The organism is Streptomyces sp. NPDC031497 (assembly GCF_055580905.1).
In genome coordinates, this window is sequence record NZ_JBVIKO010000006.1 from 94,090 (window position 1) to 106,784 (window position 12,695).

At 70.5% G+C, this 12,695-nt stretch carries 12 protein-coding genes; all 12 read left to right on the forward strand.

What is annotated here, in order from left to right:
- Positions 1–362: 362 nt before the first annotated feature.
- The 12 genes from ACZ5K7_RS14225 (at position 363) to ACZ5K7_RS14280 (ending at position 12,505) form a co-directional block, all read left to right on the forward strand.
- Positions 363–1,112: a hypothetical protein gene (locus tag ACZ5K7_RS14225; RefSeq protein WP_468913357.1), complete on the forward strand. Its 750-nt coding sequence runs from the start codon at positions 363–365 to the stop codon at positions 1,110–1,112.
- Between the two features lie 181 nt (positions 1,113–1,293).
- Positions 1,294–1,473: a hypothetical protein gene (locus ACZ5K7_RS14230; RefSeq protein ID WP_351693376.1), complete on the forward strand. Its 180-nt coding sequence runs from the start codon at positions 1,294–1,296 to the stop codon at positions 1,471–1,473.
- A gap of 23 nt (positions 1,474–1,496) precedes the next feature.
- Entirely contained in the window at positions 1,497–2,234 is a 738-nt protein-coding gene (locus ACZ5K7_RS14235) for a DUF2637 domain-containing protein (protein ID WP_351693373.1), read from the forward strand.
- 164 nt (positions 2,235–2,398) lie between these two features.
- Entirely contained in the window at positions 2,399–3,910 is a 1,512-nt protein-coding gene (locus tag ACZ5K7_RS14240) for an aldehyde dehydrogenase family protein (protein WP_351693370.1), read from the forward strand.
- 113 nt (positions 3,911–4,023) lie between these two features.
- A complete protein-coding gene (locus ACZ5K7_RS14245; protein ID WP_468913359.1) occupies positions 4,024–5,550 on the forward strand; it encodes a GMC family oxidoreductase in 1,527 nt (508 codons plus the stop codon).
- The gene (locus ACZ5K7_RS14250) at positions 5,550–6,806 is read left to right on the forward strand and encodes a quaternary amine ABC transporter ATP-binding protein (protein WP_468913361.1); all 1,257 of its coding nucleotides are present in this window, start codon (positions 5,550–5,552) and stop codon (positions 6,804–6,806) included. The genes ACZ5K7_RS14245 and ACZ5K7_RS14250 overlap by 1 nt, the downstream gene beginning before the upstream one ends.
- Complete coding sequence (locus ACZ5K7_RS14255; protein WP_468913363.1) at positions 6,806–8,740, forward strand: ABC transporter permease; 1,935 nt, start codon at positions 6,806–6,808, stop codon at positions 8,738–8,740. The genes ACZ5K7_RS14250 and ACZ5K7_RS14255 overlap by 1 nt, the downstream gene beginning before the upstream one ends.
- 2 nt (positions 8,741–8,742) lie before the next feature.
- Positions 8,743–9,693 carry an ABC transporter substrate-binding protein gene (locus ACZ5K7_RS14260; RefSeq protein ID WP_351693358.1) on the forward strand — a complete coding sequence of 317 codons (951 nt, stop codon included), beginning with the start codon at positions 8,743–8,745 and terminating at the stop codon, positions 9,691–9,693.
- 131 nt (positions 9,694–9,824) lie between these two features.
- The gene (locus ACZ5K7_RS14265; protein WP_351693355.1) at positions 9,825–11,237 is read left to right on the forward strand and encodes a condensation domain-containing protein; all 1,413 of its coding nucleotides are present in this window, start codon (positions 9,825–9,827) and stop codon (positions 11,235–11,237) included.
- 227 nt (positions 11,238–11,464) lie between these two features.
- A complete protein-coding gene (locus ACZ5K7_RS14270; protein WP_351693352.1) occupies positions 11,465–11,710 on the forward strand; it encodes a hypothetical protein in 246 nt (81 codons plus the stop codon).
- 8 nt (positions 11,711–11,718) lie between these two features.
- A complete protein-coding gene (locus ACZ5K7_RS14275) occupies positions 11,719–12,084 on the forward strand; it encodes a hypothetical protein (RefSeq protein WP_468913366.1) in 366 nt (121 codons plus the stop codon).
- A gap of 94 nt (positions 12,085–12,178) precedes the next feature.
- On the forward strand, positions 12,179–12,505 hold the full coding sequence (locus tag ACZ5K7_RS14280; protein WP_468913368.1) for a hypothetical protein: 327 nt from the start codon (positions 12,179–12,181) through the stop codon (positions 12,503–12,505).
- The last annotated feature ends 190 nt before the right edge of the window (positions 12,506–12,695 follow it).

The following is a 12,695-nucleotide window of genomic DNA, read 5'->3' on the forward strand; positions in this document are numbered from 1 at the left end:
CGGCGTCGGCTCCGGCTCCGCTACCGCCGTCCCTTCCGGCGTCGGCTCCGGCTCCGGTACCGCCTTCCTCTCCGGCGGCGGCTCCGGCGTCGGCTCCGGCTCCGCCGTCCCCTCCGATATCGGTACCGACGCCGGCTTCGGCTCCGCCGGGGGAGTGGTGGGCGGAGGGGGGCCGGGGGCCGTCGTGGTCGTCGGCCGGTGGTGCTCCCGTCCGGCCGGCCGACGATTCGCCGTGGGCGCCCGGCGAATCGGCCCCACCGTCCGTCCGATCGGCCCCACCGCCCGGCGAGACGGTCTGGGCGCCCGCCCAGTCGGTCCCACCGCCCGTCGGAACGGTCTGGGCGCCCGCTGAGTCGGGCTGGGTGTCCGCCGGGCCGGACCAGGTGGCCGGGTTCTCCCGGTGGCCCGGGCGCAGGGTTGTGTGGTCCGTCGTGGTCGGGGCCGCCGTCGTCGGTGTGGCCGTCAGCCTGGTGCTGACCCTGGTGGTCGGTAAGGGGGAGGGCCACGGCAAGCCTGCCGTGGCCCTCTCCTCCGTCAGCCCGACCCCCTCCGCGGCGCCCCGGACGGTGTCGGAGTCGCCCTCCGACAGCGGCACCCCGTCCCCGTCTGCCTCCGCCCCGCCCGCCGGATACGAGGTGCGGCACGACGCCGAGGGCTTCCGGATCGCCGTCCCCGAGGGCTGGTCGCGGTCCACCGTCGACTCCTCGTACGGCATCGCCGTCGTCAGCTACCGCAGCCCGGACCGTGCGCACCGGCTGCAGGTCTACCAGGTCGCCGAGGACTCCCCGGACGCCTCCTTCGAGCTCTACCTCTCCGACCAGACCCCCAAGCCGGACGGCTTCCAGGAGCTGGGTCTGACCAGCCTCGACGACGTCGGCTTCACCGGCTCCCGGCTGGAGTACCTGGCCGGCACGATCGGCGGAGAGCCGGACGTCGGCACCTGGCACGTCGTCGACGAGCGGTTCGTCGCAGCCGACGGCAACATCTACGCAGTCGCCTCCTACGGCCCCGACTCCGACGGCCGCGACGACGAGCTGGGCCATCTGACGACGGCGGTGGACTGGTTCTGCCCGCCGGACACGGACTGTGACGCGGACGCCGGCGTGGACTGAACGCCCGTTCCCGCACCCCCCTGCCGCCATTCATTTAATTCCAGTATCCGCGGAATATAATCGCCCGTCCATTCGCAATTTCTTCAGTTAGTGTGCGGTGCCAGGTATTCTATAGGTTCTCTTCCGGGTGACCTAAATTCCCCCGAACGCCCCAAACCCCGTCCTGTGTGACGGTCGTTAGGTGACCGTGACGCGATTGGACTGGCTTACCGCCGAGGATCACCCGACGACAGCGCTCCGCTGGCCCGGAAGTATGGATATCACCTCATGCTCGGACCTGCTCGATGATTTCCTGAAGAGAATCAATGCGCTGGAAAAGGATTATCGGCGGACGTTGGCCGATCTGTACGGCGCGTCCTGAAGCAGGGTGCGGAGGTTTTATCGATGGACGGGATTCAGCGCGATGCGGGTCTCTATGACCAGCCCGGTCTCTATGGCCATCCCGGTCTTCATGACCATCCCGGTCTGTACGAGCATCCCGGTCTCTACGACCATCCGGGTCTCTACGACCATGCCTGGGGCGCGCCGGAGCCGGACGTCGCGCCGAACGACTGGGACCCGGTCGAGGAACTGGCCCAGATGCTGTCCGCGCCGGCCGGTGCGGCCACGACTCCCACCCTGCTGGACGTACCGGCCCAGCGCAGGAGCAGTCGTCGGCGACTCCGCCAGGACTCCCATCTGCTCGACGGCGGCCGGAGCGTCACGCACATCACGCTCCTGATCGCGACGGTCTCGCTGTGTGCGGTGTGCATGCTGGTCTGGTCCGTCTGCTACTCCTATGGGCAGCTGCGTGGGATCGCCTCGTCGGTGCTGCCCGCGGGGCTGGCGCAGTACTGGCCGCTGACGGTGTACGGCCCGTGGTTCGTGGCGGCGCTCTCCGTCCTGCGGGCCACCGCTCAGCACCGGAGTGCGCGCCGGTCCTGGTGCGTGGTGCTGGCCGCCTCCGTCCTGGCCGTGGCGCTGTGTGCCAGCCATTCGTCCCATGCGCTGTTGTCGTTAGTGATCTTCGGGATTCCGCCCGTGACCGCTCTGGTGTGCTTCTGGGAACTCGTCGGGCAGATCTCGACCAGGAGCAGGCCCCGGCACGCCACGCGCCCCGAACCGTCGACTGCCACACCCTGAGAGGGTGTTTTTGCCCCGTTTCATCCGAATGTTCAGTGATGCAGCACACTTTCGGCCATCGATTGCGCATGCAATCCCGGACCGAGGGCAGGGGGTGACGGTCCCCGCGTGTGACTCCTCTGTCACACAGGGGCACTGAACAGGAACGGAAGGCAATACCGATCATGGCGGACCGAACGGCACAAGCGACCATCCAGGTCGGAGGCGAGTGGCTGGAAGCCATCTCCGGCGCGACACGCGAGATCATCGACCCCGCGGACGGCCTGCCTTTCGCCGTGGTCGCCGAGGGTGACGAGAAGGACGCGGAGACGGCGGTGGCCGCCGCCCGGCGTGCCTTCGACACCGGCGACTGGCCCCGCACCCCGGTCGCCGAGCGCGCCGCCCTGCTCCGCAGGGTGGCGGGCCTGCTCGTGCGCGACCGCGAGAAGCTGGGCCTCCTGGAGAGCCGGGACGCGGGCAAGACCGTCGAGGAGGGCCGGGTCGACATCGACTGTGTCGCCGACGCCTTCCGCTACTTCGCCGATCTGGTGGCGGCCGAGGGTGCGGGCCGGGTGGTGGACGCGGGCTCACCCGACATCCACAGCGTCGTCGTCCACGAGCCCGTCGGCGTCTGCGCCCTGATCACCCCCTGGAACTACCCCCTGCTCCAGGCCAGCTGGAAGATCGCTCCGGCGCTGGCGGCGGGCAACACCTTCGTGATCAAGCCGAGCGAGATCACCCCGCTGACGACCGTCGCGCTGATCGAGCTGCTGGCGGAGGCCGGGCTGCCGGCCGGCGTCGCCAACCTCGTCACCGGCCCCGGACACAGCGTGGGCGCCCGCCTCGCCGAGCACCCCGATGTCGACCTGGTCTCCTTCACCGGCGGACTGGTCAGCGGGGTCAAGGTCGCCCAGGCGGCCGCCGTGTCGGTCAAGAAGGTCGCCCTCGAACTCGGCGGCAAGAACCCCAACGTCGTCTTCGCCGACGCCTGCGCCACCGACGAGGGCTTCGACACCGCCGTCGACCAGGCCCTCAACGCCGCCTTCATCCACAGCGGCCAGGTCTGCTCGGCCGGCGCCCGGCTGATCGTCGAGGAGCCGCTCAGGGAACGGTTCGTCGCCGAACTCGCCCGCCGGGCCGCCCGGATCCGGCTGGGCCGGGGCACGGCCGACGGCGTCGAGTGCGGCCCGCTCGTCTCCGAGCAGCAGCGCGCCAAGACCGAGGCGTATGTGGCGTCGGCGCTGGCGGAGGGCGCGGTGCTGCGCTCCGGCGGCAAGCGCCCCGAACCGTCCGCCGACCGCCCCGCCGGCGGCTACTTCTACGAGCCGACCGTGCTCGACCAGTGCCACCGGGAGATGAAGGTCGTCCGCGAGGAGGTCTTCGGACCGGTCCTCACCGTCGAGACCTTCCGCACCGAGGACGAGGCGGTCACCCTCGCCAACGACACCGAGTACGGCCTGGCCGGTGCCGTCTGGACCGCCGACGCCGGACGCGCCCGCCGGGTCGCGGGACGGCTGCGGCACGGCACCGTCTGGATCAACGACTTCCACCCCTACCTCCCGCAGGCGGAGTGGGGCGGCTTCGGAAAGAGCGGCACCGGCCGCGAACTGGGGCCCGCCGGGCTCGCCGAGTACCGCGAGACCAAGCACGTCTACCAGAACCTCACGCCACGGCCGGTGCGCTGGTTCGCCGGCTGAGCCCACCCGGCCGCCGTACCCGAGAAGCCACGACGCGAGAAGAGCCGCCGGACGAGAAGAGCGGCGACGCGAGAAGCCCCACCGAGGTCTTCGGAAGTTTTTGGAGTACCCCCATGTCCCAGTCCCACACCTACGACTACGTCGTGATAGGCGGCGGAACCGCGGGTTCCGTCATAGCCTCCCGTCTCACCGAGAACCCCGACGTCACGGTCGCCGTGATCGAGGGCGGTCCCAGCGACGTCGGCCGCGACGACGTCCTCACCCTGCGCCGCTGGATGGGCCTGCTCGGCGGCGAGCTGGACTACGACTACCCGACCACCGAGCAGCCGCGCGGCAACTCCCACATCCGGCACAGCCGGGCCCGCGTCCTCGGCGGCTGCTCGTCGCACAACACGCTCATCGCCTTCAAGCCGCTGCCCTCCGACTGGGACGAGTGGGAGGCGGCCGGCGCCAAGGGCTGGGGCGCGGTCCCGATGGAGGCGTACTACGCCCGTCTCCTCAACAACATCGTCCCGGTCGACGAGAAGGACCGGAACGCCATCGCCCGCGACTTCGTCGACGCGGCGCAGGAGGCGCTGGGCGTGCCGCGCGTGGAGGGCTTCAACCGCAAGCCGTTCACCGAGGGCGCGGGCTTCTTCGACCTCGCCTACCACCCCGAGGACAACAAGCGCTCCAGCGCCTCGGTGGCCTACCTCCACCCGGTGATGGACAAGCGGCCCAACCTGACGATCCTGCTGGAGACCTGGGCGCACCGGCTGGAGCTGGACGGCACCCGCGCCGAGGGCGTCCACGTCCGCACCAAGGACGGCGAGGACCTGCTGATACGGGCCCGCAACGAGGTCGTACTGAGCGCGGGCGCCGTCGACTCCCCGCGCCTGCTCCTGCACTCGGGCATCGGCCCGGCCCAGGACCTCGAAGCGCTCGGCATCCCGGTCGCGCTCGACCTTCCGGGCGTCGGCGAGAACCTCCTCGACCACCCCGAGTCGGTGATCGTCTGGGAGACGAACGGCCCGATCCCCGAGAACTCCGCGATGGACTCCGACGCGGGCCTGTTCGTGCGCCGCGACCCCGAACACGCGGGCCCGGACCTGATGTTCCACTTCTACCAGATCCCGTTCACGGACAACCCGGAGCGACTGGGCTACCGGCGACCGGAGTTCGGCGTCTCGATGACCCCGAACATCCCCAAGCCGCGCAGCCGCGGCCGGTTGTACCTCACCAGCGCCGACCCGTCCGTGAAGCCCGCGCTGGACTTCCGCTACTTCACCGACGAGGACGACTACGACGGCCGCACCCTCGTCGACGGCATCCGCATCGCCCGCGAGATCGCGAAGACCGAGCCGCTGGCCGGCTGGCTGAAGCGCGAGGTGTGCCCGGGGCCGGAGATCCTCGGCGACGCCGAGCTCAGCGAGTACGCCCGCAAGGTCGCGCACACGGTGTACCACCCGGCGGGCACCTGCCGTATGGGCTCCGCGGACGACCGACAGGCCGTGGTGGACCCGGAGTTGAGGATCCGCGGCCTGGACGGCATCCGTGTCGCCGACGCCTCCGTCTTCCCGACCATGCCGGCCGTGAACCCGATGATCGGAGTGCTGATGGTCGGCGAGAGGGCCGTGGACCTACTGAAGGGCGGTGCGTGATGACCAGTACGACCCCTGTGGCGACCCCTGCCACACCCCCGGGCTCGACCCCTGTCTTCTCCGTCGACGGACTGTGGAAGGTCTTCGGCCCGAAGGCCGACCGCGTTCCCGCGGACCCCGAGCTGACCGGGCTCGCGCCCGCCGACCTGCGCGCCCGCACCGGCTGTACGGCCGCCGTCCGCGACGTCTCCTTCGACGTGCGCAAGGGCGAGGTCTTCGTGGTGATGGGCCTGTCCGGCTCCGGGAAGTCGACGCTGGTCCGTTGCCTGACACGGCTCATCGAGCCCACGTCCGGCACGATCGTCATCGACGGTGAGGACGTCCGGGCGATGGACAAGGGGCGGCTGCGGGAGCTGCGCCGGCACCGCGCGGCGATGGTCTTCCAGCACTTCGGGCTGCTGCCGCACCGGTCCGTCCTCGACAACGTCGCGTACGGCCTGGAGATCCAGGGCGTCGGCAGGTCCGAGCGGCGCAGGCGGGCCGCGGAGGTCGTCGCCAAGGTCGGTCTGGAGGGCATGGAGCAGCGCCGCCCCGGCCAGCTGTCCGGCGGTCAGCGCCAGCGGGTCGGGCTGGCGCGGGCGCTCGCCGTCGACCCCGACGTGCTCCTCTTCGACGAGCCGTTCAGCGCGCTCGACCCGCTGATCAGGCGGGACATGCAGGAGGAGGTGGTCCGCCTGCACCAGGAGGAGGGCCGCACGATGGTCTTCATCACGCATGACCTGAGCGAGGCGCTCAAGCTCGGCGACCGCATCGCGCTGATGCGGGACGGCCGGGTGGTGCAGCTCGGTACGCCGGAGGAGATCGTGGGCTCCCCGGCCGACGACTACGTCCGGGAGTTCGTACGGGACGTACCGCGCGAGCAGGTCCTGACGGTCGGCTCCGCGATGCGGGCGCCGGCGGCGGGAGAGACCGAGACGGGCCCGGTGGTCGGCGTGCGGTCGACGGTCGCCGAGGCGATCGACGTGGTGGCCGCGGCCGGCGCCCCGGCACGGGTCGTGGAGGGGGACCGGTGCGTGGGCGTCGTGGACGCGGACACGCTGCTCGGCATCGTGGCGAAGCCGCCCACGGGCGGGCATTCGGCCGCGGCCAGCGGTGGGCCGGTGGCGCCCACGCGGCAGAGCCGCAGCGGGCAGAGCCCCGCGCCTCTGGGTGGGGAGCCGTACCGTCCGTCGCAGAGTCCCGCGGCCGATGGGGCTCCTCCCGAGCGCGGGTCAGTGAACCCCCCCGCCCCCCGCACCAGCCCGGAGGGTGTCTGATGGCGACGATCAGTGTTCCGACTCCCCGTCGAATAGCCCTGCCCGCCGGCCAGGCCGTGCGCAAGCTGCTCGTCCTGGCCGTGGTCGCGGCTGTCCTCGTCCCCCTCGCCGACTCCCACTGGACCAGCGCCGCCTGGCCCCACACCCTCACCGTCGACCTCTCCGCACCGCTCACCTCCGCCAGCAACTGGGTGATCGACAACCGCGACACCCACCCCCTCTTCCTCTACTTCCTCGGCTACATCAGCAACGCCGTCGTCCTCACCGTCCGCGTCGTCTACCTCGTCCTCCTCGCCGCGGGCTGGCCCGGCGTCACCGTGCTCGCCGCCGCCGTAGCGCACCGCGTCGCCGGGCTCCGGCTCGCCGTCGGTACGGCCGTCGCCTTCCTCGCCTGCGGTGCCCTCGGCATGTGGGTGCCGACGATGCAGACCCTCGCCCTGATGGTCGTGGCCGTCCTCGCGTCCGTCGCCGTCGGCCTGGTCCTCGGCCTCGGTGCCGGTCTCTCCGACCGGCTGAACCGCGCCCTGCGCCCGGTCCTGGACACCATGCAGGTGCTCCCCGCCTTCGCCTACCTCCTCCCGGTCGTCCTGGTCTTCGGCATCGGCGTCCCCGCCGCCGTCCTCGCCACGGTCGTCTACGCCGCCCCGCCCATGGCCAGGCTCACCGCCCTCGGTCTGCGCGGCGCCGACCCGGAGGTCCTGGAGGCCGTGGAGTCCCTGGGCGCCACCGGCCGGCAACGGCTGCTGACCGCCCGTATCCCGCTGGCCCGCAAGGAACTCCTCCTCGGCCTCAACCAGACGATCATGATGGCGCTGTCGATGGCGGTCATCGCCTCCGTCATCGGCGCCGGCGGCCTCGGCGACCGCGTCTACCAGGCCCTCGCCTCGGTCGACGTCGGCGCGGCCCTCGCCGCCGGTATTCCGATCGTGCTCCTCGCGGTCGTCCTGGACCGCATCACCGCCGCGGCGGGCGACCGGGGCGACACCCGCCCCTCCCCGCTCGGCCTCCTCAGGGCCCTCGCCGCCACGGTGGCCGTGGCCGTCGTCGCCCGTCTCCTCGGCGGCCTCGACTGGCCCGCCGCCTGGACCGTGAACTTCGCCGAACCGGTCAACCGTGCCGTCGACTGGATGACCGCCCACCTGTACTCGGGCGTCCCGGTCGTGGGCGGCACCGCCGACTGGGCGGCCCACTTCACCACCTGGATCCTGGACCCCGTCCGGTCCGGCCTGCAGTGGCTGCCCTGGTGGGCGGTGCTGCTCGTCGTCGCCGCCCTGGCCTGGCTGATCGGCACCTGGCGCACCGCGCTCACCGCCGTCCTCGCGATGGCCGCGATCGGCGTGCTGGGGGTGTGGGAGCCGTCCCTTGACACGCTGTCCCAGGTCCTCGCGGCCGTCGCGGTCACCCTCGTGCTCGGTTTCGCGACCGGTATCGCCGCCGCCCGCAGCGACCGCGTCGAACGCGCCCTGCGCCCGGTCCTGGACGTGTTCCAGACCATGCCGCAGTTCGTGTACCTGATCCCGGTCGTCGCCCTGTTCGGCGTCGGCCGCGCCCCGGCCGTGGCGGCCGCCGTCGTCTACGCGCTGCCCGCCGTCGTACGGATCACCGCCCAGGGGCTGCGGCAGGTCGACCCCGCCGCCCTGGAGTCCGCGCGGTCGCTCGGCGCCACCGGCCGTCAGCAGCTGTGGCAGGTCCAACTGCCGCTCGCCCGGCCCGCGTTGCTGCTCGCCGTCAACCAGGGCGTGGTGCTGGTCCTCGCCGTCGTCATCATCGGCGGCCTGGTCGGCGGTGGCGCCCTCGGCTACGACGTCGCCTTCGGTCTCGCCCAGGGCGATCTGGCGACCGGACTGGTGGCCGGTGCCGCCATCGTCTGCCTGGGCCTGATGCTCGACCGGGTCACCCAGCCCACGGAGCGCCGTACGGGGAAGGGAGCCTGACCATGCGCCGTACGACCCTCGTGGCCGCCGCCTCCGTGCTCGTCCTCGCGACCGGCTGCGGTGCCGCCGACATGACCAAGCAGGCCTCGCCCTTCGCCAACGCGCGGGGATCGAAGACCGTGACCCTGTCCGTGCAGTCCTGGGTCGGCGCGCAGTCCAACGTGGCCGTCGCCCAGTACCTGCTCGAACACGAACTGGGCTACCGCGTCGACACCGTGCAGGTGGACGAGGTGCCCGCCTGGGACGCGCTCAGCCAGGGACGCGTCGACGCGATCCTGGAGGACTGGGGCCACCCGGACCAGGAGAAGCGGTACGTCGAGGACAAGAAGACCATCGGCCGTGCCGGGGACCTCGGAGTCACCGGGCACATCGGGTGGTTCGTGCCGACCTATCTGGTCAAGCAGCACCCCGACATCACGAACTGGAAGAACCTCAACAAGTACGCCTCGCTCTTCCGCACCGCGGAGAGCGGCGGCAAGGGCCAACTCCTCGACGGCTCACCGTCGTACGTCACCAACGACAAGGCGCTGGTGAACAACCTGAAGCTGGACTACCAGGTCGTCTTCGCCGGTTCCGAGGCCGCCCAGATCACCCAGATGAAGCAGTTCGCCAAGGAGAAGAAGCCCTTCCTGACCTACTGGTACTCGCCCCAGTGGCTGTTCAAGAAGGTGCCGATGACCGAGGTGAAGCTCCCGGCGTACCAGGAGGGTTGTGACGCCGACGCGGCCAAGGTCGCCTGCGCCTATCCGCACACCCCGCTGCAGAAGTACCTCAACGCGGACTTCGCGAAGAGCGGCGGCAAGGCGGCGGCCTTCCTGAAGAAGTTCAAGTGGACCACCGAGGACCAGAACGAGGTCTCGCTGATGATCGCCGACCAGAAGCTGAGTCCTCAGGAGGCCGCCAAGAAGTGGGTGGACGGTCACCCCTCGGTGTGGAAGGAGTGGCTGTCCTGAGCAACACCGGTTGATCGCTTGGCCGTTCGAGGTGTCACACGTCCCGCTGAAAAGCGGGCGACACAGCGGCCATCGCTCGCACACGGCCCCGCCTTGATCAAGCTGGTGTCTTCTGTGAAGGAGACGCCATCGTGCGAATTTCTGACATTCAGCGCTGCGAGGTCCGGCCCGGACGGCTAGTCGAGTGGACGTTCAGCCCGGCGACCGTCGCGGCCGCGACAGCGCTCCCGCCGGATCCGCGGCCGCCGGCGTACATCCAGGAGTCGCACATCAGAACGGCGCGGGCGGTGCGCGAGGACGGGTTGTTCGTACCGACCTGGCTCGGCACGGCGTTCGACCTGCCGGGCCGGGCCGACCTCGACGCGCTGGAAGAGGCCTTGCGAGGCTGGACGTTGCGTCACGAGACGCTGCGCAGCGGCTTCCGGTGGGTCGGCGACGACATGCGCCGGTTCACGCTCGACGCGAACGACGTGACGCTGCAGCGCGAGGTGGTCGGCGACTTCGCCGACGCGGAGGTGCTGACCCGTTACCTGCAGGACCGATTCGACGTCGCGGCGGACGCCCTCGGCTGGCCGAACCTCATCTACGCGGCGGTCGTCCGCGACGACTCCACCAGCGTGTACATGGCCTTCGACCACACCAATGTCGACGCCTACTCCCTCCAGCTCACCTCGAACGAGATCCACGGGCTGTACACGGCCGGCGTCTCGGGGCGGCCCGTCACCGGTGCGCCGGTGGGGAGTTACGTCGACTTCTGCCGGCACGAGCGGGCGAACGCGGACGGGATCGACGACACCCACGCGATCGTCGGGCGCTGGCGGGAGTTCATCGCCCGGTGCGACGGGAGGCTTCCGGAGTTCCCCGTCGACCTCGGTCTGCGACCCGGTGGCGCGCTGCCCGCCCAGAAGCTGATGTGCGAGCCGCTCGTCGACGCGGACACCGCCGCCGCGTTCGAGGCGCACTGCCGGCCCTACGGCGGCAGCCTGGTCGGCATCCTGGCCGCGACCAGTCTGATCGTCCACGAACTCGGCGGGCAGCCGGTCTACCGTACGGTCGTGCCGTTCCACACCCGACTGAAGTCCGAATGGTCGGACTCCGTGGGCTGGTACGTCGGCGGCGCACCGATCGAGGTGCCCGCGGCACGGGACTTCGACGGCGCGCTCGCCACCGTGCGCGCCGAACTGCGGGCCAACCGGTCGCTGGCGCGTATTCCGCTGGCCCGCGTACTGCGGCTGCTCGGCGCGGACTTCCGTCCGACCTCGCCCGACATGTACTCGATCGTCTCGTACACGGACGCCCGCCTCACCCCCGGTTCGGCCGACTGGACCGAGCAGAAGACGTACGGGCTGATCCGGGTGTCGTACGGCGACCAGGTGTGCGCCTGGGTCAGCCGGCTGCACGAGGGGCTCTGGTTCGCCTGCCGTTACCCGGACACCGAGGTCGCCTACAAGAACGTGCGGCGGTATGCCGAGCGACTGCGGGACCTGATTGCCTCCGTGCCGGCGGGTGAACACATTCGAACCACGCAGCCGGAATACCTCTGACTCAACTTCCCTTTGATACGACCGTATTGGTATCGGCGGCGTATATGACGAACGGCAACCCGCGGTGCCACGCGGTCAATTGGCGTCCGTCTGGTGATTTCGTCGGCCTATATGCCCATGGGGAACACGGATCTCCCGCGAGGTAAGTCGCATGCGGCTACTGCTAGTGTTTGAGTGGTCACGCTAGGCAATCGGTCCCGATGTACAGAAAAAGAATCGAGGTTTCCATGCGCAAGCTTCAGAAGGTCGTGTTCGCGGCGGTGGCGGCGGCCGGCGGCCTGTCTGCCCTCGGTGCCGGCACCGCTGTCGCCGACAGTGGCGCCAACGGGCTGCAGGTGTCCGACCTCTACCGCCCCTACCAGGAGTGCAGTCCGCAGACGGTCGCCGAAAACGATGTCCCGATCGGTGTCCTGGGTCTCGCGGGCACCACGGACACCACCTGCGGTCAGTACAACACCGCTTTCACAGGGTGAGCTTGACCATGTTCGACAGGAAGAGGATCGCGGCTCTCTCGGTGCTCGTCGGCGGCCTCGTCGTGGCCGGTACCGGCATCACCCAGGCGTATGCCGGAGCGGGCCCGGGGGCCTGCGTCCAGGACGTCCTGGGCAACCTCACCTGCACCCAGCGGTTCGAGGGCGAGGTCCCCGAAGGTGAACTCCCGCCCCACCAGGACACCTGTCAGACGGTGCAGCCCCTGACGATGCCTGCCGTTCTGGGCAACGGGAGGGCGCGGCTCGGGCCCGAGGTGACCTGTTCCCCCGAGACGTGGGGATCGACCGGCACCCGCGAGGACCGGCATGCGGGCCATTGGCGGGCGACGACGCGACGCGGGGACGACGCGACATGAGCGAGTTAGATCCTGAATGACTACGAAATGTGTGTATATGCTCACATTGCGTAGTCGAGCCGGGCTGTCCTGCCCGGATAAGAAAGGGTCAATCATGCGTAAGTTTCAGCGTGCCGCGGTCGTAGCGGCGGCGATTGCCGGCCTGTCCTTCATCGGTGCCGGGGCCAGCTTCGCCGCCGGTGGCGAGGAGCCGGGCCAGGGCGTCACCGCCGTGGCCAACTCGTCGGCCAACGCCGTTGCCGTCGGCAGCGGTTACTACGGCCCGCAGGTGCAGCCGCAGGGTCAGCCGGAGGACCAGAAGGCCGGTCCCGAGCAGGGTCCCGAGCAGGGCCCGGAGCAGGGTCCCGAGCAGGGCCCGGAGCAGGGTCCCGAGCAGGGCCCCGAGCAGGGTTACGGCCAGCAGGGCGGCGAGGGCGAGTAACGACGTACCGAGGGTTCGTCCTCTCGGCGCCATCACGAGCGCACCGGCCTTCTTCGGAAGCCCGAGGAACATCGCACGAACTCCGGGGTCCGCTCAGCAGGCTTGCTGAGTGACACCCCGCGGCGAAGGCAGCCCGGACGCACCGCTCCCTCGGGGCACGCGCCCGGGCTGCCGCCATCCTGCCGTCGGT